Origin of the sequence: Psychrobacillus soli, assembly GCF_006861775.1 — a bacterium.
In the GTDB taxonomy this organism is placed as follows: domain Bacteria; phylum Bacillota; class Bacilli; order Bacillales_A; family Planococcaceae; genus Psychrobacillus; species Psychrobacillus soli.
In genome coordinates, this window is sequence record NZ_VDGG01000057.1 from 1 (window position 1) to 23,569 (window position 23,569).

General features: G+C 35.6%; 26 protein-coding genes. 9 read left to right on the top strand and 17 right to left on the bottom strand.

Annotated features, from left to right (window positions below):
• Positions 1-154: 154 nt before the first annotated feature.
• Positions 155-328 carry a 50S ribosomal protein L32 gene (gene rpmF / locus FG383_RS18335; RefSeq protein WP_093263953.1) on the bottom strand — a complete coding sequence of 58 codons (174 nt, stop codon included), beginning with the start codon at positions 326-328 and terminating at the stop codon, positions 155-157.
• Between the two features lie 24 nt (positions 329-352).
• Entirely contained in the window at positions 353-892 is a 540-nt protein-coding gene (locus FG383_RS18340; RefSeq protein WP_142608855.1) for a YceD family protein, read from the bottom strand.
• A gap of 124 nt (positions 893-1,016) precedes the next feature.
• Between FG383_RS18340 and FG383_RS18345 the strand changes: the two genes are divergently transcribed.
• A complete protein-coding gene (locus FG383_RS18345; RefSeq protein WP_142608856.1) occupies positions 1,017-2,231 on the top strand; it encodes a nucleotidyltransferase in 1,215 nt (404 codons plus the stop codon).
• Positions 2,232-2,235: 4 nt separating this feature from the next.
• Here FG383_RS18345 and FG383_RS18350 read toward each other — a convergent pair whose 3' ends face one another.
• Complete coding sequence (locus FG383_RS18350; RefSeq protein ID WP_142608857.1) at positions 2,236-3,282, bottom strand: SepM family pheromone-processing serine protease; 1,047 nt, start codon at positions 3,280-3,282, stop codon at positions 2,236-2,238.
• A gap of 94 nt (positions 3,283-3,376) precedes the next feature.
• Here FG383_RS18350 and FG383_RS18355 point away from each other — a divergent pair, with 94 nt between their 5' ends.
• Positions 3,377-4,252: a hypothetical protein gene (locus tag FG383_RS18355; protein WP_142608858.1), complete on the top strand. Its 876-nt coding sequence runs from the start codon at positions 3,377-3,379 to the stop codon at positions 4,250-4,252.
• A 51-nt stretch (positions 4,253-4,303) separates the two neighbouring features.
• On the opposite strand, the gene coaD is transcribed toward FG383_RS18355, so the two are convergent.
• The 3 genes from coaD to FG383_RS18370 are packed head-to-tail and all read right to left on the bottom strand — an operon-like array spanning position 4,304 to position 6,792.
• Positions 4,304-4,786 carry a pantetheine-phosphate adenylyltransferase gene (coaD, locus tag FG383_RS18360; protein WP_142608859.1) on the bottom strand — a complete coding sequence of 161 codons (483 nt, stop codon included), beginning with the start codon at positions 4,784-4,786 and terminating at the stop codon, positions 4,304-4,306.
• Between the two features lies 1 nt (position 4,787).
• The gene (gene rsmD / locus FG383_RS18365) at positions 4,788-5,357 is read right to left on the bottom strand and encodes a 16S rRNA (guanine(966)-N(2))-methyltransferase RsmD (protein ID WP_142608860.1); all 570 of its coding nucleotides are present in this window, start codon (positions 5,355-5,357) and stop codon (positions 4,788-4,790) included.
• A gap of 16 nt (positions 5,358-5,373) precedes the next feature.
• On the bottom strand, positions 5,374-6,792 hold the full coding sequence (locus tag FG383_RS18370; RefSeq protein ID WP_142608861.1) for a hypothetical protein: 1,419 nt from the start codon (positions 6,790-6,792) through the stop codon (positions 5,374-5,376).
• A gap of 43 nt (positions 6,793-6,835) precedes the next feature.
• Between FG383_RS18370 and FG383_RS18375 the strand changes: the two genes are divergently transcribed.
• Positions 6,836-7,231 (top strand): DUF7147 family protein, encoded by a 396-nt coding sequence (locus FG383_RS18375; RefSeq protein WP_342782158.1) that lies wholly within the window; start codon positions 6,836-6,838, stop codon positions 7,229-7,231.
• A 13-nt stretch (positions 7,232-7,244) separates the two neighbouring features.
• On the opposite strand, the gene FG383_RS18380 is transcribed toward FG383_RS18375, so the two are convergent.
• Positions 7,245-7,517, bottom strand: a complete 273-nt coding sequence (locus FG383_RS18380; RefSeq protein WP_142608863.1) for a YlbG family protein — start codon at positions 7,515-7,517, stop codon at positions 7,245-7,247.
• Positions 7,518-7,652: 135 nt separating this feature from the next.
• On the opposite strand from FG383_RS18380, the gene FG383_RS18385 reads away from it, so the two are divergent.
• Positions 7,653-8,555 (top strand): glycerophosphodiester phosphodiesterase family protein, encoded by a 903-nt coding sequence (locus tag FG383_RS18385; protein ID WP_142608864.1) that lies wholly within the window; start codon positions 7,653-7,655, stop codon positions 8,553-8,555.
• A 41-nt stretch (positions 8,556-8,596) separates the two neighbouring features.
• On the opposite strand, the gene FG383_RS18390 is transcribed toward FG383_RS18385, so the two are convergent.
• Positions 8,597-9,046 carry a YlbF/YmcA family competence regulator gene (locus FG383_RS18390; RefSeq protein WP_142608865.1) on the bottom strand — a complete coding sequence of 150 codons (450 nt, stop codon included), beginning with the start codon at positions 9,044-9,046 and terminating at the stop codon, positions 8,597-8,599.
• A gap of 85 nt (positions 9,047-9,131) precedes the next feature.
• Here FG383_RS18390 and FG383_RS18395 point away from each other — a divergent pair, with 85 nt between their 5' ends.
• Positions 9,132-9,632 (top strand): PaaI family thioesterase, encoded by a 501-nt coding sequence (locus FG383_RS18395; RefSeq protein ID WP_142608866.1) that lies wholly within the window; start codon positions 9,132-9,134, stop codon positions 9,630-9,632.
• Here FG383_RS18395 and FG383_RS18400 read toward each other — a convergent pair.
• Positions 9,581-10,987, bottom strand: coding sequence for a UDP-N-acetylmuramoyl-L-alanyl-D-glutamate--2,6-diaminopimelate ligase (locus FG383_RS18400; protein ID WP_246097057.1), 1,407 nt, complete (start codon positions 10,985-10,987; stop codon positions 9,581-9,583). The two genes, FG383_RS18395 and FG383_RS18400, sit on opposite strands and share 52 nt — an antisense overlap.
• A 162-nt stretch (positions 10,988-11,149) precedes the next feature.
• Between FG383_RS18400 and FG383_RS18405 the strand changes: the two genes are divergently transcribed.
• The gene (locus tag FG383_RS18405) at positions 11,150-11,881 is read left to right on the top strand and encodes an amino acid kinase family protein (RefSeq protein ID WP_142608868.1); all 732 of its coding nucleotides are present in this window, start codon (positions 11,150-11,152) and stop codon (positions 11,879-11,881) included.
• 179 nt (positions 11,882-12,060) lie between these two features.
• On the opposite strand, the gene FG383_RS18410 is transcribed toward FG383_RS18405, so the two are convergent.
• On the bottom strand, positions 12,061-13,152 hold the full coding sequence (locus FG383_RS18410) for a CAP domain-containing protein (RefSeq protein WP_142608869.1): 1,092 nt from the start codon (positions 13,150-13,152) through the stop codon (positions 12,061-12,063).
• A gap of 152 nt (positions 13,153-13,304) precedes the next feature.
• Between FG383_RS18410 and FG383_RS18415 the strand changes: the two genes are divergently transcribed.
• Positions 13,305-13,664 (top strand): YugN family protein, encoded by a 360-nt coding sequence (locus tag FG383_RS18415; RefSeq protein ID WP_142608870.1) that lies wholly within the window; start codon positions 13,305-13,307, stop codon positions 13,662-13,664.
• Between the two features lie 118 nt (positions 13,665-13,782).
• Positions 13,783-14,844 carry a sporulation integral membrane protein YtvI gene (gene ytvI / locus FG383_RS18420; RefSeq protein ID WP_185908006.1) on the top strand — a complete coding sequence of 354 codons (1,062 nt, stop codon included), beginning with the start codon at positions 13,783-13,785 and terminating at the stop codon, positions 14,842-14,844.
• A gap of 41 nt (positions 14,845-14,885) precedes the next feature.
• Here ytvI and FG383_RS18425 read toward each other — a convergent pair whose 3' ends face one another.
• The 7 genes from FG383_RS18425 to cyoE all read right to left on the bottom strand — a co-directional run bounded on the left by FG383_RS18425 (position 14,886) and on the right by cyoE (position 21,838).
• Positions 14,886-15,347 carry a DUF420 domain-containing protein gene (locus FG383_RS18425; RefSeq protein WP_185908007.1) on the bottom strand — a complete coding sequence of 154 codons (462 nt, stop codon included), beginning with the start codon at positions 15,345-15,347 and terminating at the stop codon, positions 14,886-14,888.
• Positions 15,348-15,378: 31 nt separating this feature from the next.
• On the bottom strand, positions 15,379-16,296 hold the full coding sequence (ctaG, locus tag FG383_RS18430) for a cytochrome c oxidase assembly factor CtaG (protein WP_142608872.1): 918 nt from the start codon (positions 16,294-16,296) through the stop codon (positions 15,379-15,381).
• A gap of 572 nt (positions 16,297-16,868) precedes the next feature.
• Positions 16,869-17,204, bottom strand: coding sequence for a cytochrome c oxidase subunit IVB (gene ctaF / locus FG383_RS18435; RefSeq protein ID WP_142608873.1), 336 nt, complete (start codon positions 17,202-17,204; stop codon positions 16,869-16,871).
• A 1-nt stretch (position 17,205) separates the two neighbouring features.
• A complete protein-coding gene (locus tag FG383_RS18440) occupies positions 17,206-17,832 on the bottom strand; it encodes a cytochrome (ubi)quinol oxidase subunit III (protein ID WP_142608874.1) in 627 nt (208 codons plus the stop codon).
• A 2-nt stretch (positions 17,833-17,834) separates the two neighbouring features.
• Complete coding sequence (locus FG383_RS18445) at positions 17,835-19,697, bottom strand: cytochrome c oxidase subunit I (protein ID WP_142608875.1); 1,863 nt, start codon at positions 19,695-19,697, stop codon at positions 17,835-17,837.
• A gap of 33 nt (positions 19,698-19,730) precedes the next feature.
• Positions 19,731-20,813 (bottom strand): cytochrome c oxidase subunit II, encoded by a 1,083-nt coding sequence (gene coxB, locus FG383_RS18450; RefSeq protein WP_142608876.1) that lies wholly within the window; start codon positions 20,811-20,813, stop codon positions 19,731-19,733.
• A 101-nt stretch (positions 20,814-20,914) separates the two neighbouring features.
• The gene (gene cyoE, locus FG383_RS18455; protein WP_142608877.1) at positions 20,915-21,838 is read right to left on the bottom strand and encodes a heme o synthase; all 924 of its coding nucleotides are present in this window, start codon (positions 21,836-21,838) and stop codon (positions 20,915-20,917) included.
• 323 nt (positions 21,839-22,161) lie between these two features.
• On the opposite strand from cyoE, the gene FG383_RS18460 reads away from it, so the two are divergent.
• Positions 22,162-23,073 carry a COX15/CtaA family protein gene (locus FG383_RS18460; protein WP_142608878.1) on the top strand — a complete coding sequence of 304 codons (912 nt, stop codon included), beginning with the start codon at positions 22,162-22,164 and terminating at the stop codon, positions 23,071-23,073.
• Positions 23,074-23,569 lie beyond the last annotated feature (496 nt).

Consider the following 23,569-nt stretch of genomic DNA (forward strand, 5'->3'; position numbering starts at 1 on the left):
TGAAAATCCTAGCGGTCACTAGTCGACGCACTACGTCGCAGTATCCCTAAATAGCGACATACTTTCAACTGTCGGGAGAAAATTTTATATAACAAAAAAAGACTACCAAAGAGCCATGGTCTCTTTGGTAGTCTTTTATGGAACAAATACTGAATTATTTGCTCACTACTTCTTTCCCTTTGTATTGACCGCATGATTTACAAATACGGTGAGCCAATTTCATTTCACCACAATTTGAACAAGCAACCATACCAGGTACGGATAATTTAAAATGCGTACGACGTTTTCTTTTTACAGTTTTAGAAGTTCTTCTAGCTGGTACTGCCATTGGTGGCACCTCCTTACAGATCTATTATTCGTCTGTTTGATCAAAATACTTAGCTAAATCAGCTAGTCTTGGATCCAATTTTGGTTGTTCATCTTCTTGCATATCGTTCAGATCATCATCTGTTGTGTAACTCCAACCATTCCCACCTTCGTGTTTAAATTGGTCTGCACCTTCTTTATACACTTGCAATGGAATTTCTAAAAGAATTAACTCTTCTAGAACTGGGTCTACATGAATGACATCTCCTTCTACCACATGAAAGTTATCATATGCTCGGGCAGAAGCAGCTGCCGCCTCAGACCAGTTGAAAATTTCATCAGATTGAATCTCAAATGGATATTCTACATCTTCCCATGTGCGAGCACACGGTAGTATTAGAGTCCCTGAAAGCTGAAAATGACAATTCATTTGCGCTGCACCAAACGTGCAATGCCCTTTTACATGAACGGGTGAAATACTTCGAACGTCCGGGTTTCGTTCCTTCACATTTTCCAGAGTAACGAACTCATCTAACGGCATTCCGTTTTCACGATATTTTGCTAGTTGACTAATTGCCCATTTCATACGATTATCACCTCAAGACAACAAAGTTGATTATATAATGACTGAATTTAGATGTCAAGATAATTTCTTGTCACTACTTAATAATAACACTATAATTTGATTAAGGAAAGGATTTGATGAGTAGATGAAAGCTTCCGGAATTATTGTAGAATATAATCCATTTCATAATGGACATTTACATCATTTACAACAGTCACGACTGAAAACGAATAGTGAAGTTATGATAGCCGTTATGTCTGGTAACTTTCTCCAACGTGGGGAACCTGCGCTTGTTGATAAGTGGACGCGAACGAAAATGGCACTACTTGCTGGCGTTGACTTAGTAATTGAGTTACCTTACGCATTTGCTACCGCTCAGGCAAGCGATTTTGCAAAAGGAGCGATTTTTTTATTAGATGCTTTAAAATGTAAGTCTTTTTGTTTTGGCAGCGAGGAAGGCTCTTTAAAAGCGTTTCTACATACGTATGATTTATTGTTAGAAAATAAAGCAGATTATAATACAGCAATCTCCACATTCATGAAAAAAGGGGTTAGTTATCCTAAAGCATTAAATGAAGCTTATAAGCTGATTTCTACCGATGTGACCTTACCTTTAGTTGATCTGTCGAAGCCAAATAACATTTTAGGCTATCACTATATTGAGGCTGCCAAAACATTAAATACAGAAATACAACCCGAAACTATCCAACGTGTAATCGCCAATTATCATGACGAAGCCAAAACGTCGGAAACCATTGCGAGTGCAACGGGAATTCGGAAAGTATTGTTTGACGATGGTGATCTAACTGGTGTGCAACCTTTTCTGCCACTTACTAGCTTTGAAGCACTAATGGAGTGGCAAAATACAGCCAACTCTTTTGGTAGCTGGGAACGATTTTATCCATTGCTTCGATTCATTATTCTACGTCATACGAAAGAATCGCTCGCTCAGTTTGCAGAAGTGACAGAAGGTATGGAAAATGCTATTTGGAACGCAGCGACTACTAGTATAACTTTCCAATCTTTTATGGAAAAGATTAAATCGAAGCGGTTTACATGGACTAGAATTCAGCGAATGTTAACGCATATTTTTACAGAATTTACATGGAAACAATTGAAAGAGACCGAATTACCAACTTATATTCGCCCATTAGGAATGAACAAAAAAGGACAAGCCTACTTACAATCCATAAAAAAAGATTTGGAACTTCCTCTAGTAAGTAGAGTAGCTGCAAGTAAAGAAAATAAATTACTCCAGTTAGATATTAAAGCAGCAAACCTATATTATCTTGGTTTACAAAGTTCGTTTGGACAGCAAATGGTTGGGAGCGATTTCCGAATTGCACCGATTAGAATGTGATACATTATTTTGGTTCTAATTTTTCTAAATATGCTAAAGCATCATCAATCGTTCTAACAGGTACAATTTTCATTTTTGTGCCTATTTTTTTTGCCGATTTTAATGCTTCTTCATAATTGGATGTTAGATCCGGGTTTTTCTCTAATATCACAGGATCAATCTCATCATCCGGAGCGAACATTATTTCCATTCCTTTTCGATCTGCAGCAATAACTTTTAAGTCAATACCTCCGATACGTCCGACAGTTCCATCCGGTAGCATCTCCCCTGTACCGGCAATATCGTACCCTTTTGTAATATCTTCAGAAAGCAATTGATTTAATATTTCCAATGTAAACATAAGTCCAGCAGAAGGACCTCCGATATCTTCGGTGTTCATATGGACGAAAGGAGTAGTTTCCACGATTTTATCTTCTTTATAGGAAATCCCAATACCAGGTTTATCAAGAACACCAGGAACCACTTTAAGTGTGACCTCTTTCATAAGTTCTTTCCCTTCTCGTTCTACTAGTAATTGAATCGTGTCTCCTTCTTGTTTGTCTACTAAATATGCTTGGATCGTTTCCTCTGTTAAATCTTTCAAATTATCCATTCTTAGAATTTTATCACCAGGTTCTAGTACATTATCTGCAGCACCACCGTCGACAATATTAAAAATAAATATTCCGTTATTTGTTATTGTATAAGGCTTTTTCGCTCGATTGTATGCAACAGTTATAGCATTAAATTGAGAATCAGACATAAGCTTTAATTGACGAACATTATATTCTTTATCGTCTTCATCTTCCTGCCGAATTTGATTGGCCTTAAATATTTTTTGATTATCCACTAGTTTCGCGTATGCATATGTAAGTGGTGTTGCTTTAGCAAGTGCAATCGTGAGTAGACTCATTGTACCAATGTCATCTATATCTCCACCTTCGACTTCTACAAATGGAGTAAGTTCATATGCACCTCCTGGTTTGGAAATATATGATTCCATCGGATAGAAGGCAAGAGCCAGCACAATCGCAAATACGAAAAGAAGGATTACGGACTTTCTCTTCTTCATAAGTTCTCCCTCTCTTTCTTAACTATATATGAGTAATAGTTTATCACTTCCATTTTTTTCTGACAAAACAAATGAAAATAAAGGATGAAATTACATGCATATTATAATTACCATTGGAAGCTGGGCATTAATTATTTTATTATTTCTGCAACCTGGTACAGCGCATAAAGGTGCCGTAGAAGGAATGCGTATTTTCACGACGTCATTACTTCCCTATTTGTTGCCTTATTTAGTTATTACGCAAATGTTTATAAGATCACAAAATACATTTTTACATACAAAGAATAAGTTTAAATTATATATGAATGTTTACATATTAAGTGCGATAGGAGGGTTTCCAAGTGGAGCTGCGGTTATTTCTTCGTTAAAAGAAATGGGTACTTTAAACGAACGAAATGCTAGTTGGTTATTAGGGATTTGTCATGCTCCGAGCCCAATGTTTGTTATCGGATTTGTTGGGATTGAAATTTTCCACGCAGAATTTGCAGGTTTGAAATTGTTAATCATCATACATGGTATCAATTTACTGTTCCTTTTAGTATTCATCTTTTTTTCGAAGCCTATTCAACAAAATGATTACAAAGCGTCAATTACCGTCTCCCCTTTTCAAGAAAGCATAAAAGAAACCTCTCAAATATTATTGCTAATCGGCACAACTGTCATTTTTTTCACTACGGTGAGCATTATCGTTTTTGAATCTGTAAAAGAAGTACTACCATCCATCTCCCCTTTGTTATTAGTATTTGTCGCATCTTTTTTTGAAATGACCGGTGGGATCAGTTTAGCAGGGGAAATACTTGCTGGAAAAGCCAGCCTTCCATTTATCGTAGCAATCATCATTGCATTTAGTGGTATTAGTATCCATATGCAAATTATTGTACTTGCTCAAAAAGCCCGAATCTCTATTAAACGCTATATTCTATTTCGCTTTTTACACATGCTCATAATCCCTTTATTTTTTATTATCTAAACAACCAGTAATAATTCTGTAATAAAAAACCTTGCCGGGTTGGCAAGGTTACTATTTTTGGAATTTTTGTCGAAGAGCGGCTTCTACTTGTGGGGGAACTAATTCTTCAATCTTCCCTCCATACTTGGCTACTTCTTTGACGATGCTCGAACTTAAAAAAGAATATTGGTTTTTTGTCATGATGAAAAATGTTTCGATTTCATCGTTTAATACGCGGTTCATCGAAGTAATTTGCATTTCATATTCGAAATCGGAAACCGCTCGTAGTCCTCGAATAATCGCACTTGCATGAACACTTTCCGCATAATCCATCAATAATCCAGAATATGTATCCACCTTCACATTGGAAAGATGGCTTGTTGCCTCTTTAATAAGTTCCATTCTTTCTTCCACCGAGAAGAGTGGATTTTTGGATGAGTTGTTTAAGACGACAACATTGACTTGTCCAAAAACCGTTGCTCCTCGATTAATAATATCTAAATGTCCATTTGTGATTGGATCAAAACTTCCTGGTACAACTGCAATTTTAACCAATTTAATCCCCCTCTTCTTCTAAACGTCTACGATAAATTGAAATAATAGTACCACCGTATGTTTCCCGTCTAGCTAGAGTAAAAGTACCTAAATCAGTTGCCAAGCCAACCGTTTTATCATGTTCGCACACGATAATTCCCGAATCGCTCATACATCCAACTTCTACGATCTTTTCAGCTAAATCATAAAATACAGTCTTATTATACGGTGGATCCACAAATAATAGCTCGATTTTCAGCTCTCTTTTTTCAAATGCTTTAACCGCCCTAGCGGCATCTATTTTGTATATTTCACTCGAATCTTCTAAACGACATTTCTTTAAATTTTCGTTGATCGTTTGAATTGCTTTCTGATCCTTTTCGATAAAAATACATAAATCGATTCCTCTACTTAATGATTCGATACCTAAGTTTCCACTTCCCGCAAATAAATCTACTGCTATTCCTCCATCAAAATAAGGTCCGATCATATTAAAAATAGATTCTTTTACTTTATCCGTTGTAGGTCGTGTGTTTGTCCCAGGAACCGCTTTTAATGGCAGTCCTTTTTTGGATCCTGATATGACTCTCATGTTATAACTCCTAATGTTAAAATGATGTGGATTCCGTAATATTTATCCGGTCTTCTTGTTTATCTAAATTCAATAAAAACAATCGAATCATCCACGCTTCTTCAATATAAAATTCCGATCCAATTCGCTCAAACGGTTCTGACATTGCGTCATATCTTTTCTCATTCAATACATAAAAAGGTTCCTGTATTGGAAAACGAAATGACCTTGAATCATTTTGGACATACAACCCTTTATCTGTATCATTTAAGGTATATCCTAATTCAGCAAGCAATGGTTCAGCAGCATATAAAATTTTCCCGTCTTTCATTAATAACTTCATCTTTTCTTGTAGAACCCCATTTACATATACAGTTCGCGGATCTTCTAAAAGCAATGGAAACTTGACTGATTCAGCTTGTCCATTCAATTGAAAGAAAGAAGTGTTCCAATCGATTACTTCTGACAATAGCTTATCTAATTTTTCAGCACTTAATGGATGACTTTTAGACAATGCTGTTTTCCATTCCGCAAGCTGGCTTGCAGTAAAATAATTTTGAAGAGTTTCATACATCCAGACTGATTTTTCTGCTCCAATTGGACTTTCCATCAAAAAACTACTTACCACTTCAGCAAACAGTGAACTATCTTCTTTTAATCCATATTGTAATTGAACATTTTTCACAATTACCTCATCTACAATCGAGTCAATATCTTTACCCGCTATAAACGCTATGCGTGATGACTTTATATTATTTTTATTTTCAGTGAAAAGCAAGGTCATATGCGCACTATTTGGAATATTTAACTTATCTAATTGTGTTTTTACCTCTTCGGAAAGGTTTTCATTTGAATGAACGGTGAACGTGTTATTTTCATATTTCACTGGGATTATTTCTTGTTGCCAATATAAATCTGAAATATTACCAACCCCATCAGAAAGGGTGTAATCGATTAAATTTAACGAAGCGGTACCAATTACCGGTAAACCACTAATCCACATTCCTCCTCTTTTTAACTCATCCGTTATATGTAGTGTTGTATAAGAAACTCCACCTTTTTCAATTTTCGCTAAAAATCCAGAAAATAATTGTCCATCCGTTAATCCATCTACTAATGGAATTTCATAAGAGATGCTCTGTTTAGACGATTCCCCTTCTTCAAAAGATGTTAAATCATCTGACAATCGACTACAGCTATCACTAATTTTTAAATCACAGCTGCGATTTTCACTCGAAATAGGCCATGAAATAGTAAGTTGTTCTTGTGGCAAATTAATAAAATGTTGCTTAACAACCACTCTGTCGCTTGTAAATTTAATCTCAATTTCTTGTTCATAATAAAAAGATTGTTCCTCCCCTTCCAAACTTGAGGAGTAAACATGATACTGGAATAAAAGCAACACGCTATTTACTACAACAAGCAACATAGTCAAAAAACTTATAACAAATTTCATAGAATTTCCCTCCAACAAAGTGGTAAGATGGACTGGAAAGGAAGTGTTACCATTGATTCAACGTTTTATAGAACTAGGTGAAGGCTATGGAGATGTATTTGAGCTTTGTGAACTCGCTAATTTAAATAAAAATCGTATACATCACGCATTCATATTCACGTCTAAAAAAGAAGATAAAGAGTACTTTTCCATTGCAGTTGCTCTAAAGCCGATTAATAACGCCAATTTTTTCCCAATTTATATATGTCGAGAAGGAATACCAAATACAGCTCAGGTACCAAAAAGACTTTTAGCATTTAAAAAGACGTTAGAAGACATACAGATTCAACCAATCCAAATTGATATTAAACATTCATCCACTTTTGTAGACACAAATTTATTTTATCAATATATAATCGGTGTTTTACGGTTAAATCATTTAATACCGCCATTACAGTAAGACTGGGATAGCGTTACAAACCAATTTTATAATCGTATTCTTTTGCTTTATCTGGTTTACTATTTTCAAATTCTGTTTTTAAAAATGGGCGATACGATTCTAGTACTTCTTTTACAAAAGGAAGTTTGTTCATTTTTTGTTTTGCAGTTTCAATTTGATCTTGATCACAATATAACACGACATATTTCAACTTTTTAGAAATATAGTGGACATGACCGTATTTTCTTAATGATTTCGCTTGTTTTAAATGATGCACATAGACAATTAATCCTTGTCTTTCTGTCATACTTTTTCCCCTCATTTCTTCCTCTTTAGGATAACATAACCGGGAAAATGATAGCAACAACAACTAGCTGACAGTTGTACGTTCAAAAGATATAATTAAAAAAACAAACAGTTAAAAAGGAGGATAAATCGATTAATGGGTAAAAAAACAAATGTTGCAATCGCTATTGCTGCGGCTGCGGGAGCAGCTTGGGCAAGTACAAAAGCTATTTCTAAACCACAAAGTCGTACTCCAAAAGAAGCGCTTGAATACGAGCAGCCGATCATCCTTGCGCATAGAGGTGGATCTGGCCTTGCTCCAGAATGCTCGCTTGCCGCTTTTGAAAATGCTGCAAAATTAGGAGTACATGGATTTGAAATTGATATACGATTAACGAAAGATGAAGAGATTATCGTTTTTCATGATGAGCATTTAGACAGAGTGACAAATTTAAGTGGCAAAGTTGCAGATTATACATTTGCACAATTAAAAGAAGCCGATCTCGGCTACCACTTTGTCGATTTAGAAGGTTCACAAAACTATAGGGGTTGTGGTGAACAAATTATCACTTTAGGTGAGCTTCTCGATACATATCCCCAAATGCTTATAAATATGGATATTAAAGATGCACCTCAAACATATGAAGGTAGTTTAATGCCTTCCAAGCTTTGGAGACTATTAGAAGAAAAGCAAGCATACAAACGCGTTGTTGTCACTAGTTTTTACGACGAGCAAATCGATCGTTTTAACTTGTATGCACAAAATACGGTTGCTTTAGGTGCTGGAGAAAAAGAAGTAAAAAAAGCATATACTGCATACACTAGCCAATTTAAACATTTATATCATCCAAAAGCAGATGTATTCCAAATTCCGGTGAAATCTAATGTATTTCCTCTTGATAGCGCAGGTTTTATCAAGTTCATCACTTCATTAAATATACCCGTTCATTATTGGACCATTGATGATCCAGTAGTGATGAAGAAATTGATTGAAAATGGAGCAAAAGGAATCATTACCGATCGACCTGACTTAGCAATTGAAGCTTTAAAGCTAGACTAAAAAGGATGTGTGCAAGAAAATGCACACATCCTTCGTATTTCTTAAGCAGAACAAGAGCAAGCTCCGCCAGTACCACAACCGCTTCCGCAGCTTGAGCCGCCGGATGAAAAAAATGGGTTACTCACAGGAACTTTAACACCTTCTGAAACAGATTTACCGATTAGCAAGCTCACTTCATCTAAAAGATCTTGCAATTCATTTTCCGCAACCTTTAATGTTGCAACCTCATCTACCATATCTAACTTTCGTTTAGTTACGCGAATATCTTTCATAACTTTCGAATAATCAGGATGGTATTTTCCGAATCGTTGAACCTCTTCGTATTGGTCTTTTAGTTTCGTAAAATGATTGATTTCACGAACTAGATTCGGATTTTTATATACAGCACGGTGTGCATCTAAGTAATCATAAAATTGTTCAGAGGAAAGAACCATTGTACATAGCATATCTGATTGGTCCATTATAGTGGCCCACTCATTGGTCATTATCAATTTTAAAACCTCCAATCTGTGTATATCATACCAGAAAGGGAGAAACAATTGCTAAATTAATAACTTATTGTTAGGAGAAAAAATAATGAATGAATTACAATATTTACTTAACCAAGTAACCGAAAATGCATCAGAAGAAGAAATAACCCTTGTAAAAGATTTACTTACAAGTATACAAATTAAACAACAAAATGCCACTACGACCACTTATTTAAATGCCGTTCTACAAATGGACATACAATTTGAACATGACACATGTATCGTCACATTTCCCATTACTCCACTTTCCTATAATACGTTTGATAAGCCACATGGGGGTATTATTGCAACAATCATGGATAATGCGATGGGGTACCTTGTAAACAAAGATTTACAGCCGGAGGGAAAAGGAGCTGTAACGACAAATATGAACATCCATTATGTGAAAGCAGCAACCGAAAAATCGTTGATTGCTACATCTTCCTACTTACATAAAGGTCGGCAAACTTTAGTGTTAGAATGTACGGTTACTCAACCAGATGGCAAAAGAATTGCTCACGCTACTGGATCATTCTTTGTTATTAGTCCACCTAACTCTTCTAAATAATCGTGTACAACTTGATGATCAGAAAAAGGGACTACGAGACCATTTGCAATTTGTTCTTGCTCATGTCCCTTTCCTGCTATTAATATGACGTCTCCTTTTTGGGCTGAGCGTAATGCCAAAATAATTGCTTTTTTACGGTCAGGTTCTATCATTACTTTCTTAAGGTCCACGCCACTTACAATTTCGGCAATAATGTCTTCTGGACGTTCATTTCTTGGATTATCAGAAGTAATAATTGCTTTCGTCGCATATTTTGTCGCCACTTCTCCCATGCCTTTTCTTTTTTGTTTATCTCGATTTCCTCCACATCCAAAGACAACATAGATATCCTTTTTTGCATAGGATGTAACGGTAGATAAACAAGCTTCCAACGCATCAGGTGTATGTGCATAGTCTATTAGTACTTCCACCCCTTTACTATTTTGAATTTGCTCTAGCCTTCCTTTTGGTAGCGTTAGGGCTTTTATTTCTCCAAAAGGAATATTTAGTGCCGATAAACTTGCTATCGCTGCAGCTATGTTCATCCCATTATAATAACCACTGTTTTTCATCTTCAATTGCACTTCTTTATCTCTAACAATATATTTGTAATGGACTATTTCTGTTGAGTAGTCCGCTTTTTGGTAAATAACGTCATTCGTATATTGTTCACCGAAACGGATAACCGGTAGATCCGTCTTTTCTGCGATTGATCTACACCACTCATCGTCATCATTAATGACAATTTGTTTGGAAAGCGTTGCCAGTAGCTCTTTTGACTTTTTATAGGGAACCATTCCACCATGGAATTCCAAGTGATCCTTTCCTATATTTAAAAATACACCTAAGTCGATTGGATACATACCTAATCGATTGTCCAATAATCCTTGAGAAGAAGCTTCTAATACAATGTATTCCACATGATGTTCATAGCAATAATTTACTACTTGTAGAAAATCATAAAATGGCAATGTGGTATTACTTCTAAATGGGCGTTCCAGTTTTTGACCATTTATAAACACGCCTAATGTACCAATAACACACACAGATTTTTGTTGTTGCATTAATAATTGCCCTATAAATGACGCAACCGTTGTTTTTCCATTTGTTCCTGTTATACCAATCGTTTTTATTTGTTTCCCATACAATTTATACGTCATACTGGAAATTCTCTCTTTTAACAGATCCATATCAGTCGGTAGTATAACCTGTGGTACGCTACAGTCAGGGATGAAGTATTCAGTGAGTATTGTTTTCGCGCCGTTTTGAATTGCTTCTTCTATAAATACTCGATTATCTGTTTCAGAAACAAACACATCTCCTTCATCAATTTGCTTCGAGTGATCGATAAATCTGTTTATCGTAAAGTCCTTCAAATCACCTTTAATCTTATAGTCCAAACCATTCAATAGTTCTTTTAAAGGAAAAATAGTAACACACTCCCTACACCATTCTTGTGAGTCCGCATAAAGTAAATTGAATTCCTTGTATCGTATGAACGGAGTGTTTGAAATGTCACGAGTAGAGTGGATGAAAATATGATTGTGCAAAAATTTGGTGGAATCGCAATGCAGGATCATCAGAACAGGAAATTGGTCATGGCAAGGATTAAAAAAGCAATTAGTATGCATCAACAAGTATTGGTAGTTGTATCAGCAATGGGAAGAAGCGGTCAACACTATGCAACGGACACATTACTAGATCTAATACCAAATTCCGTTAGTAGTGTTGAAACGGATTTACTTTCGGCATGTGGTGAACTAATATCTGCATCTGTACTTTGCGCGGAGTTAAAAAAAGAAGGAATTCTGGCAACTCTTTTATACGGGAAAAGTGCGGGAATTATTACAAATGATGCTTACGGAGACGCTCAAATAGAGAAAGTAGATACAACATCAATAGCAGCCACCTTCCAACATGTTAATTGTATTGTAGTACCAGGGTTTCAAGGGATTACAGAAGAAACGCAAACTTTCACTACGCTAGGAAGAGGTGGAAGTGATTTAACTGCAGTCGTTTATGGTCATTATTTAAATGCAGATGTCGTGGAATTTTATAAAAATGTACCAGGTGTTATGACTTCCGATCCTTTTAGAAATAAAAAAGTTGAATTAATTTCTTCTATGACTTATGAAGAGCTTCAACATAAAATAAATGGACCAGTAGAAGTCATACAAAAAAGAGCAGCCAAATTTGCTGCTCTCCATCATGTTCCTTTGCATATTCGTTCTCTATATGAAGACAAAGAAGGTACATTCGTTTTTAAGTAATCCTTTTTTAAAGCCAGTTGATAAACCAGTTTTCAACACACGATTACCGAAAAATGCAAAAGGGATGCGACTTTGTCGCGTCCCTTTTGCATGAAGAAGTCTCGTTAATAGTGTAAAACTCGTTTAGTTCAAAACAATCCGTAAGCCCTAACTTAAAGTACTCGTGTAACATCTTATGGTTAATCAATACTTGTGTCATTTTTACTTTCTTTCACCATACGTTGTTCGATTAAGTTTTGCGTGTAGTAGTTACTATAGACACCTACCCCCGTGTGTGTGTACCATTCGCCAAGTAAAGTAGCACGATGGTCTTTCGAGTTTAACCAACCATTAACGGCTTCGCCTGCATCAAAGTAAAAAGCTGCAGTATTCCCAGCTGCACGTGTAAAATCAATAGATGACTCTTTTAACTTGTCACTAAATTTAGGAATTTCAAACTTCTCATTAATGACGATATTATTCTTTGCCATCTCTTCACTATGATTTCTTGCAATTTGTTGCAATGCATAATTGGATTCCAGCACTTGTAAGCCATGCCTATGACGAATTACGTTTGTCATTTCTACAACTTGTCTCTCATTTGCCCTATCTATCGAGGCTTGCAAAGAAGAAGCTGGGGTTTCCACATCGATCATCGTCCCGTTGTATAAAATATCATATGGTTTTAGTTTTAACAGTGTATTAGGATCTGTAAATCGAACTCCCTCTAACTGTTGATCCTCCATATCTATATACAAGATTGCAAACAAATTATCAAATTGCACTAAAATACGTGTATTTATATCTGCTTCCGTTAAAGAAAAAGTATAAGTATTCGAATCAATAGACATGGTGATTTCGGATTGCACGAGCGTAAATCGATAAATATCTGTTAGCGATTGTCCTATTTTATAGGGTGTGACATCAATATCTTTTCCAATAGCAAATGATTGTGAGACCACATCCTCTGATACGCCAAACAATTTATAAGTAGAAAAGGAGTCATTATACACCCACCAATCATAATCAAATCCAGACGGTTCGATTCTCGTGGGCTTACCATACAAATCAATTAATGTTTGAGAAGGTTCTCCTATTAAAGTAGAAATTCCTTCCTTTGGTCTATCGAATATGTTCGCAGGCTCTGGTACTTCCGCTGTTAGTTGCGGTATTAATTGCCCAGAGTTATTAGAACCCATAATAAGCTCATTTTCCTGAACCGGATTATCAAAATATATAAATACTACCAGTACAATAGTAATAGCGATTAATATGCGAAATAGATTTTTCATCTCATTTATCTCCTTAACGATTACTTCATTATCACTAGTATATCAAGCTTACATGGAAAGACACAATGTTGCCATTGCAACATTTTCAAATTTGAATTAATATTAATGAGAACGTATTCTTTGGTAATTCGAACGTGAAGGAGGACAATTCAATGTATTTCGAAAACACAGGTATAGAAAACACTGTCATTGATCTTAATTTATTAGATGATCTTATGAAAAAAAACGGATTAATTCGCGCTGGTCAATGGGATTATGAGCGTGTAACTTATGACAAAAAGTATGAAATAAAAGAAGGTACATTCTATTTACGAGTATTTGGTTTTACAAAAGACGGTGATGTAGGTGCTCATGAGGCAAACATTACATTATTAAAGCCAGTTGTAGGCAAACATTATTATCCACATGGTGTAGAATATGGGGAAAATGAAGTTTTTCCTAACCATTTAGTAAAGTCATGCGAACAAGTATTAACTGCTCTGAAAAAAGACTTGAATGCATTTGAAATTTAAGCTTAATGGGAGCTGTATGAAACGCTAGAGAATAATTTCTCTAGCGTTTTTTATCTGTTCAAATATAGATATGTTGTCTATACTAGGTAAGAAGCTGTAGAAAGGAGTACGCCCTATCGTGTTAAAACGTTTTAAAAAAGAGTATGTGAAGTATATAATTGCAGGCCTTCTCCTATTATTAATTGCTATCTTTATCATTCCAGTATCACTCCCAATCATTTTAGCTTTGATTACTGCAATCATCATCGAACCGCTCGTAAAATTCACCCAAAAAACATTTAATTGGAAGCGAAAACTAGCAGTTATAACTAATTTCTTTTTCTTTATTATTATTATTTCAGCTTTCATATACTTTGTTATAACGAAATTAATAAGTCAGCTCATCTATACATCTAAAGTAATCCCTTTTCATTTAAATAGTGTAACAGGCATATGGATCAATGTGCAAAATAACTTGTTTAAATACACTGAAGGTTTGCCAAAAGAGGTTGTAGAATCCATACAAGATAAATTCGATTCTACTTTAATGAGCATGAAAGATGCTTTACTCGATTTACTAAGCTACTCGAATATAACTACACTTCTAACGAATGTTCCGAATTTTTTAATCAGTTTTATCGTATTTATTATTGCTCTTTTCCTTTTCATGCTTGATCTGGAAAGGTTGCGTACTAAATTCTTTCGTTATTTATCTGATGATACTGCTGAAAAAGTTCGCGTAATGAGTACAAGTGTAAAAAAAGTAACGATTGGATTTATGAAAGCGCAAATTTTAGCAAGCTTTATTATTCTAGGTGCTTCGCTCATCGGGTTATTATTTATCATTACGCCTAAATATGCCATTATTATGGCACTCGTTATTTGGATTGTCGATATTATTCCTATTTTAGGTTCCATTATTATTTTAGCACCATGGGCCATATATGAATATATTACAGGGGATATCGTGTTAGGTACTAAACTTACGATTTTAGCTATTATACTTCTAATAATTCGGAGAGCAGTCGAGCCGAAACTAATGGGGTCCCAAATGGGAATATCCCCTTTAGCTATATTGATTGCTATGTTCATTGGAGCAAAATTATTTGGCTTTCTTGGATTTTTAATAGGCCCACTCGTCGTCATTCTTTTTATCACTGCAAAAGAAGCGGGTATGATAAAACTTAACTTTAAGCTATAACAAAAGCCAACACATTTTGAGTGTGTTGGCTTTTTTGGGATTTATCCACCGATTATTGCTTTAATGACAGAAGTGGTTTCTCCACCATGATAAAATACATACAGTAATAAATACACCGCTACTCCGGTAATGGCAACGAAGAACCAAATTACGCTTGTAATCGGACCGATTTTACGATGCTTGGCGATATTATTCTTTAAGCCTAAAACAATCGTAACAATTCCAAATACAGCACCAGTAGTCGCCAAAGTAATATGGAAAATTAAAAATATCGTATAGTAAATTTTTATATCATCTGGTCCACCAAACGCGGTATTGCCAATAAAAATTGTTCTGGAAGCATAGATGATGAAAAAAATTAAAGCAGAAATGGCTGCGGCAATCATTGTTTTCTTATGTGCTTCTATTTTTCGTTGTATTACTAATACCCATCCAATTGCGACTAATACTGCGCTTAATACGATGAAAAAGGTACTAATAGTTGGTAATAGAGGTAAACTCATCGTCATTTCTCCTTGAATACATTAAAATTTGTTATTTATTGTAGCTTGCTTGTAGCTTTAGATCATCTAATGCTTTTTGTGTAATTTCATCCGCGGTCTCTTGTTCATTTTTAAACCACTTAAAGAATATCGACGCCAAAACTACAGCATATATAATCTCTTGAATAATTTTCATCAGAATTCCACCAAGTTGCTGATCCGCTTCCGGTGACATATTAGAAAATAATTCGGGCCCAGAAAGTGATAACCCAGATAATGTACTAGAAGGCACACATAATTCCATCGCTTTAAGCCAAGCTTCTCCATCTGTATATGTTACATAATTTGCTGATCCTGAGAAAATGATCAATGCACAAGCTGGAGTTATTAATATTGCACTACCTATTATAAAACCTATTTTCTTTAACCCGTGTAAACCTTGCTCTCCCTTAATAATATCGACAATAGACCACCACATAAATAACGCTGAAATAAATAAAATAAACGTATATGTTCCATGCAACACTTCATCCAGTTTAATATAGTCCAAAATTAATGGAATATGGTAAAGCGAAAATAAACCCGAAAATACAATTAACGATAATAATGGTTTAGTTAAGATTGGGAATATCTTTCGGACAACAGGTAACTGGATGACAGCTTTCCATACCCACCAAGGAATCCCTTTCATTAATAAAGGTGGGATTAACAGAAGTAACAAAGCCATTTGTACCATATGATAAGAGAACATGATATGAGCCATCAAATCTACTGGTGATCCTTTAACGATATAGACAAGCACTATACTCGTTAAAAAATAGGCAATTTCTTTTTTCGTTAAGGGCTCGGATATTTTAAAATCTTTACGCCATTTCACTGTTATTAAAAAATATAAAATAGTTATAAACACTAATAACCCGATTAATACAGGACTCCAATTAGCTTGAAAACCAAATATACTTAAAGGCATAAGTACAATCTCTCCTTTATTATTACTACTATTTCCATTATAGAGCTCAAAGTCAATAACTTCAATGAACGAACTATGACAAATGAATAAAAACGCAATGTAGGGATAATGCGTTATACAAAGCTCTATTAGGTGACCGCTGTGATTTTCGCTGCAGTCGGTCACTTTCCGCCGGGTGAGCGATGAGCCATTTCCGTCGCTTAGGCGTACGTTGGAATGCCTCATTTTGCTCCCTCATCCGGGTCGAGTCGCAGCCTACAGCGAAAATCAAAGGTAACTGATAGCTTACTCAGTTTCGACTGACTAAAAACAAAATTTTATACAGTTTTTTGACTACCTAAATCCAATGAATGGCTTAGAGCAACAAACCAATCATTGAGAACAAGCAAATTGCTAGTGTAAGCAACTAATTCTTAAAATAACAAGTTTACTTGGTATGAAACTCCAATGACTTTGACGAATTATCCCTAAAAGTAAAATACCATATAATGTTTGAAGCAGTTATTCAGTCTCTATAGAAACAAAAAAAGCCGAGGCTAAGAATATTCTTAGTCTCGACTTTTTCGTTTCGATTAACCCCACCAAATGATCGTTAAGAACGTAAGGATGGTGATAAATCCGAAGAATGCTCCAACAAATAGGAAATACATCGGAACATTATGATTTTTTTCACTCATATGCATGAAGTAAAAAAGTTGTAATATAACTTGAACTACCGCAAGCAACAAAATTACAGGTGCTATTAAGTATTTAGAGAAATCAGCAGCAACAGCAGTAAACGCAATTAACGTAAAGAAAATCATAATTGCAAATGTTGTTATTTGGCCACGCATATCTTTTCTTCTCTTTTGCTTAATATAATTAAATTCTGTTTCTGATTTAACATAAACTTGAGCGTCATGAGACATATTAACCAACAACTCCCATCAAGTATACTACTGTAAAGATGAATACCCACACAACGTCGATGAAGTGCCAGTATAGAGAAGCAGTATAGTATTTTGGTGCATTATACAAGCTAAATCCACGTTTTGCATTACGTACAATCAATAGAATAATCCATACTAAACCGACTACAACGTGTATACCGTGTGTTCCAACTAGCGTAAAGAAAGCAGATGAGAACGCACTTTGACTATAATTAAATCCTAAATGTACATAGTGATTAAACTCATAAATCTCTAAAGCTAAGAATGCAAGACCTAGAACTACAGTAATTCCTAACCAAAGTTGCATACCTTTAAAATTATGGTTTTTCATATGATACATGGCATAAACACTTGTTAATGATGAAGTAAGAAGTATCATTGTCATAATGAACACAAGTGGTAATTCGAACAATGTTTGAGTAGAAAACTCCATACCACTTGGTCCTTTATTTTTAAGCGCTAAATAAGTTGCAAATAAACTCGCAAATAGTACAGTTTCTCCACCTAGAAACAGCCAGAAACCTAAAAACTTGTTCTTACCTTCCATCGTTACTTGTTCTGGATGATCCGGCCAAGTTTGTGGGGTGTACTTTTTATTTAAGTCCATTATTATTTACCCCCTTTTTCATTCATCAAATCTTCTTTGTGAATATGGAAACCATGATCATCTTTTACTGAACGAACAGCCATAGAAGCAACAGTAATTGCTAAACCAAGTACTAATACAGGTACAGCCCACTCTTTTTCACCGTTATAAAGGGCACCGAAACCAGCGATAAACAAACCAACTGTCATCATGAAAGGAATAAATGAGTTGTTTGGCATATGAATATCAGAAAGTGGTTCTGCATATGTCATCCCTTCTTTATTTCCTTCTTGTTTTTCAATCCAGAACGTGTCAAGTCCACGAACAAGTGGAGTTTGTTTAAAGTTATAAAATGGTACTGGTTGTGGAATAGCCCACTCTAACGTACGACCATCTTCCCAAGGGTCATTTCCAACTGGTACGTTTTTAACAGCCGTAATAATGATGTTAACAACAAGAATAATAACACCTGCTGCCATGAAGAACGCTCCGACAGAACTGATTAAGTTGAATAAATCCCAACCTTGGTCTGCTCCAAACGTAAATACACGACGAGGCATCCCCATTAGTCCTAAGAAATGTTGAATGAAGAATGTCATGTGGAAACCGATAAAGAAGAACCAGAACGTCCACTTACCTAGTTTTTCACTTAACATTTGGTTAAACATTAAAGGCCAGTACAGATGTAATGCTGCTAAAATTGCTAGCACTACCCCACCAACGATTACGTAGTGGAAATGGGCAACGATAAAGTACGAATCATGTAATTGATAATCAAGAGGTGCAGCACCTTGCATAACACCTGTTACCCCACCTGCTACGAATGATGGAATGAATGCTAAAGCATACAACATTGGTACTGTAACTTTAATACTTCCTCCCCAAATCGTCAGCAACCAGTTAAAGATTTTCATACCGGTAGGAACAGCGATTGCCATTGTAGCGACAGCGAAAATAGCGTTTGCTGTAGGACCTAAACCAACTGTAAACATATGGTGAGCCCAAACCATGAATCCTAAGAAACCGATTAATACAGTCGCGAATACCATGGACGAATAACCAAATAAACGTTTACGTGCAAAAATTGCAAAGATTTCTGAGAAAATACCGAAAGCAGGTAATATTAAGATATATACTTCAGGATGTCCGAAAATCCAGAATAAATGCTCCCAAATAATTGTATTACCACCCATTGTATGGTCAAAGAAGTTTCCTCCGAACATACGGTCAAGGATTAAGAAGAATAATCCGATTGTAAGTGGTGGGAAAGCAAATAATATTAACGCACTTGCAACAAACGTAGTCCATGTCATTAATGGCATACGCATATATGTCATACCTGGTGCACGCATATTAATAATCGTTACAAGGAAGTTAATACCACCTATGTAAGTACCAGCACCAGCTATCTGAAGTCCGATGGCATAAAAGTCAATACCATGACCTGGTGAAGCTAACGATAACGAAGCATAAGAAGTCCACCCAGCGTCAGGTGCACCACCCATAAACCAAGAAAGGTTAAGGAAAATACCACCAAATAAGAATAACCAAAAACCAAGTGAATTTAAAAATGGAAACGCAACGTCACGTGCACCAATTTGAAGTGGCATAACAGCGTTCATAAATCCAAATAATATCGGCATGGCCGCAAGGAAAATCATCGTTGTTCCGTGCATTGTAATAATTTCATTAAACAGACCTGCACTGACAAAATCGTTATCCGGCTTCGCTAATTGAATACGAATTAGCATTGCCTCAATACCACCGATTACGAAAAATAATCCACCAGCAATGAGGTACATGACAGCGATTTTTTTATGGTCTACTGTTGTTAAATAGTCCCATAGAGTTGCGCCAAAGCCCTTTTTTTGTGCGATAGAACTCACAACTTTAACCTCCCTCATAATTATCTATTGAAATTACTTTTCAATAGATAGTCCCATTAAATATTCTGCAAGAGCATCTAGTTGCTCATCACTAAATTTTTCGCCATTGTTTAATTGTTCTGGCTGAGGCATTAGGTTACCTGGTTTGTAGCTTTGTGGATCATTAATCCAATTTTTTAGATTCTCTTCTGTATGTTCCATAAATCCTGCAACACGATTACGGTCTCCAAATGCAGCTAAGTTAGGACCAACACCACCAGCAGATCCGGCAGCTGAAGTTGCATGACATGCGATACAGCTTGTATTAAAAATTTCTTCCCCTTGAGTAGCAAGGTCACCTTCTGCAACAGCTTCTGTTGTTTTTGCTGATTCTACCCAAGCATTAAAGTCAGTACGATTTAATGTTTTTACTTTAAAATCCATTAAAGCATGTGACGGACCGCAAAGCTCCGCACATTTACCATAAAATACGCCGTCTTTTAACCCTGCAGATTCTTTATCGAATTCTAAATAGAATTGGTTGACGTTTTCTACGTTTGTATCTAATTTACCACCAGCTGCTGGAATCCAGAATGAGTGTTTCACATCAGCTGCTTTTAAATTAAAGTATACTTTTTCCCCTGTAGGAACTACAAGTTCTTGTGCTGTAACTACACCTAAATCAGGATATTCGAATTCCCACCAATATAGTTTTGCAGTTACATTGACAGTAACAGCTGTCTTGTTTCCATCTGCATCTACATGATCCATTGCTGATACATCAGCGTGTTTATACGTATAGATTACGGTTGGAATAGCAAGTACGATTAATAGAAGAATTGGAATAACTGTCCAAATAACTTCAAGTGTGTGACTTCCTTCTACTTGTTTAGGAATCACATTTTCTCCAACTTTTTTACGTCGGAATTTCACTAATGCAAGTACATAGATAATTACTACCACGATAACAACTAATGTCATAATAGCAGTTGAAAGTAGTAATAAATTAAATTGATCTCTTCCGACTTGTCCAGCAGGCGTAAGCGTTGATAAATATTCCTCGCCACAACCCGATAGGAAAATCGTTAGAGCTGCTAACAGTGAAAAAAGTCGCCATTTTTTAAGCCCTTTCATCATAGCTAAATTAAACCCCTCTTTCATAGTTGTATTCATGTGCATTTGGACGGTCGTTCTGTTTTATATGAATTCTTGTTGACTAAAAGAAAGAATCCCAGTAATTAAATAAAGATAGAAAAGATTATCATGGATACAAATAGAATCGTCATATAGTTTAACGAATAGATAAACATACGAGTAGCCCATTTAATATCATCTTCCGCACGAAAGCCTTTAATTGATAGCAATAACCAACCAATGTTAAGCACCGTTGCTAACACTACAAAAATAATTCCTAAATCCAATAATAAGAAGGGTAATGGGAACAAAAGTAAAATCCATAAAAGCATAGATACTTTTGTACGTTTGAAACCCTTTACAACAGGTAACATTGGAATGTTTGCCGCTCGATATTCTTCCGTTCGCTTCATTGCAAGCGCATAGAAATGCGGTGGTTGCCAAGCAAACATTATTAAGAATAATGCAAGAGCACCAAAACTTAATCCTGGTTCGACTGCTGCCCATCCGATTAATGGAGGTATAGCACCTGAAATACTACCTACTACCGTATTACTAACGTGTTTTCTTTTTGACCACATAGAGTATAAAACAACGTAACTAATGATACCCGCCAGTCCCCAAACTCCCGCAGAAGTTGAAGCCATAAATAACAAGATTTCACCTACAATTAAAAATGAAAAGGAAGTTATCAGCACGGCTGAGGGTGTAAATCTTCCAGTAACAGTAGGTCTACCTTTCTTACTTTTCATGACAGGGTCAATATCACGATCGATATAGTTATTCATCGCTGCAGATCCTGCTATTATAAGTGCTGCACCAAAAAGCGTATAAAATAACAAATCTAACTCATGTAGAAAGTTGCGATTAGTAATTTGAAAAGCTAACCACATACCAGTAAACGTTGTTACTAAATTAGAATTGACAATTCCAATTTTAATAAGTGATAGAAAATCTTTAAGAAAAGAAGTATTTACTGGGTCTGTTTCTGCTTCGGTAGTAGCGGTTAATGAATGTCCATTTGACATGCTGCCCCTCCTTTCAATGTTGTAAGCATATTCCGCTACCCTTTACTATAGCGAAAATCTTTACCAATTTCTATAGTGAATAAAGATTTTCGAATAATAAGTTCTAAAAAAATGTAAATAAAGATAGAACATATCAATAGTAAATCATTTTTTGTCACTATTTGTGAAGGTTCGGGCACGAATTTATGAACAATTTGTGAAATGCCTTTTTCACTCCATTGTGTTCAAAGTATATACATTGTAATTTTACTCATGTTTCGATATTATCTAGTAGCAGATATAGTCTTTTACAGACGAACAAGATACATAAAGTAGGTGGCGCATTGCACATTCATAAATATTTAAAAGGCCTAGCTATTGTTTCTACAGTTGGTATGTTGCTCATCCTTTTAGGAGGAGCACTTGTTACGAAAACTGATAGCGGCATGGGCTGCGGAAGACATTGGCCTGGTTGTAATGGACAACTTATTCCAGATGAAATAACGACAGAAGTATTAATTGAATTTTCACATCGTCTAGTTACAGGAGCTGTCGGCATTTTTATCGTCGCTTTAGCCATTTGGGCTTGGCGTGCTTTAGGACATGTTCGTGAAACAAAATTCTTATCTTTCATGGCTGTATTTTTCTTAGTACTACAGGCTCTTATTGGCGCTGCACAAGTAAAATGGGGACAGGGAGATTTTATTCTTGCACTTCATTTCGGTATTTCCCTTATTTCATTTGCAGCCGTATTATTATTAACCTTATTAGTTTTTGAAGTCGACCGAAAATTCGACACAGGTAATATTAGAATAGGTAAAACCCTGAGATTTCATACAATTGGTATTACACTATATTCGTATGTAGTTATTTATACAGGTGCACTAGTACGACATACAGAGTCTAGCTTAGTTTGTCGGGATTGGCCATTATGTAGAAATAACGAATTCTCTTTGCCGACTAATTTATATGAATGGGTTCAGATGGGACATCGGGTAGCAGCAGGATTGATTTTTATTTGGATACTAATTGCTGCAATTCATGTGATTAAAAATTACAAATCTCAGCGCACAATCTATTGGAGTTGGATCATTGCACTTATATTAGTATCGTGTCAGCTATTTTCCGGGATGTTCGTTATACTAACTAAGTTAAACTTGTATATTGCTCTATTACATTCACTGTTTATATCATTACTTTTTGGTTTACTTTGTTATATGATTCTATTGTTATCGAGAAGTAGAGGAAAAAATTAAGTACATCTTAGTTTTCAGTTCCCTGAATTGTATAAGCATAAACAAATAATAGGACACATCTTTTTTAATCGAACAAGATGTGTCTTATTTTTAATGCTTTACTGAGTGATATAAACAAAATAATGGTGACCGCTATGATTTTCGCTGCAGGGCGGACGCTTTCCGCTCCAATCGATTGGAGTTTCTTGCTAATTTTACGTATACTCTTATCAGAGCTTTAAATCGATTAGATTCAACACCTCGTATTCATCGTCGTCTCACTCCAAGTAAACTTGTTATTTTAAGAATTGGTTGCTTTCACTAGCAATTTGGTTGCTCTCGGATTTGATTTGATTGCTTTCCGAATAGAACTGGTTGCTTTCAATGACATTGTAATTTCTTACATTTTAAATTGTTCCGAAAATAGAGCCATTTTCTAAAACAGATTTTAAGTGTTTTAGAGGGTGGCTTCTTTTTATTTTATTAGAATGTTTGTTTTTCGAAGTTTTTGGGCAAG

Coding starts and splice junctions, on each gene's coding strand:
- FG383_RS18415 (WP_142608870.1), top strand. CDS start 13,305: ATGTATTTCGAAAACACAGGTATAGAAAACACTGTCATTGATCTTAAT.
- FG383_RS18410 (WP_142608869.1), bottom strand. CDS start 13,152: ATGAAAAATCTATTTCGCATATTAATCGCTATTACTATTGTACTGGTA.
- FG383_RS18345 (WP_142608856.1), top strand. CDS start 1,017: ATGAAAGCTTCCGGAATTATTGTAGAATATAATCCATTTCATAATGGA.
- FG383_RS18405 (WP_142608868.1), top strand. CDS start 11,150: ATGATTGTGCAAAAATTTGGTGGAATCGCAATGCAGGATCATCAGAAC.
- ctaF (WP_142608873.1), bottom strand. CDS start 17,204: ATGTCTCATGACGCTCAAGTTTATGTTAAATCAGAAACAGAATTTAAT.
- FG383_RS18385 (WP_142608864.1), top strand. CDS start 7,653: ATGGGTAAAAAAACAAATGTTGCAATCGCTATTGCTGCGGCTGCGGGA.
- FG383_RS18425 (WP_185908007.1), bottom strand. CDS start 15,347: ATGAGTTTACCTCTATTACCAACTATTAGTACCTTTTTCATCGTATTA.
- cyoE (WP_142608877.1), bottom strand. CDS start 21,838: ATGTCAAATGGACATTCATTAACCGCTACTACCGAAGCAGAAACAGAC.
- rpmF (WP_093263953.1), bottom strand. CDS start 328: ATGGCAGTACCAGCTAGAAGAACTTCTAAAACTGTAAAAAGAAAACGT.
- FG383_RS18355 (WP_142608858.1), top strand. CDS start 3,377: ATGCATATTATAATTACCATTGGAAGCTGGGCATTAATTATTTTATTA.
- FG383_RS18350 (WP_142608857.1), bottom strand. CDS start 3,282: ATGAAGAAGAGAAAGTCCGTAATCCTTCTTTTCGTATTTGCGATTGTG.
- coxB (WP_142608876.1), bottom strand. CDS start 20,813: ATGATGAAAGGGCTTAAAAAATGGCGACTTTTTTCACTGTTAGCAGCT.
- FG383_RS18395 (WP_142608866.1), top strand. CDS start 9,132: ATGAATGAATTACAATATTTACTTAACCAAGTAACCGAAAATGCATCA.
- ctaG (WP_142608872.1), bottom strand. CDS start 16,296: ATGCCTTTAAGTATATTTGGTTTTCAAGCTAATTGGAGTCCTGTATTA.
- FG383_RS18370 (WP_142608861.1), bottom strand. CDS start 6,792: ATGAAATTTGTTATAAGTTTTTTGACTATGTTGCTTGTTGTAGTAAAT.
- FG383_RS18340 (WP_142608855.1), bottom strand. CDS start 892: ATGAAATGGGCAATTAGTCAACTAGCAAAATATCGTGAAAACGGAATG.
- FG383_RS18440 (WP_142608874.1), bottom strand. CDS start 17,832: ATGGACTTAAATAAAAAGTACACCCCACAAACTTGGCCGGATCATCCA.
- FG383_RS18380 (WP_142608863.1), bottom strand. CDS start 7,517: ATGACAGAAAGACAAGGATTAATTGTCTATGTGCATCATTTAAAACAA.
- rsmD (WP_142608860.1), bottom strand. CDS start 5,357: ATGAGAGTCATATCAGGATCCAAAAAAGGACTGCCATTAAAAGCGGTT.